Below are 254 nucleotides of genomic sequence, written 5' to 3' on the forward strand. Positions count from 1 at the left end.
GCTCCAACGCTGCGCAATATGAAAGCTTGGCGTTTCCGCCGGTTGCTACCAACACGCCAATTGGCGTAGTCAAAACCGCCGAGGCTCTAATCGCCGTTGGATGAAAGTTCAGTGGCAGGTCAGCGGTTCTTCAACCGCATCAAACACTATCGCGGTATCGCAACGCGTTACGACAAGAACCCCGCCAATTTCCTGGCAGCTGTCAAACTCATCGCTATCCGCATCTGGTGCATTAGTTTATGAGTCTACGTCGT

At 52.8% G+C, this 254-nt stretch carries 1 pseudogene; it reads left to right on the top strand.

Features of this window, described 5'->3' with window-relative positions:
• Window positions 1-120: 120 nt before the first annotated feature.
• A pseudogene (locus SB719_RS21355) lies at window positions 121-243 on the top strand (IS5/IS1182 family transposase); the annotation flags it as partial.
• Window positions 244-254 lie beyond the last annotated feature (11 nt).

It is taken from the genome of Pantoea sp. SIMBA_079, from assembly GCF_046940275.1.
Taxonomy (GTDB): Bacteria; Pseudomonadota; Gammaproteobacteria; order Enterobacterales; family Enterobacteriaceae; genus Pantoea; species Pantoea borealis.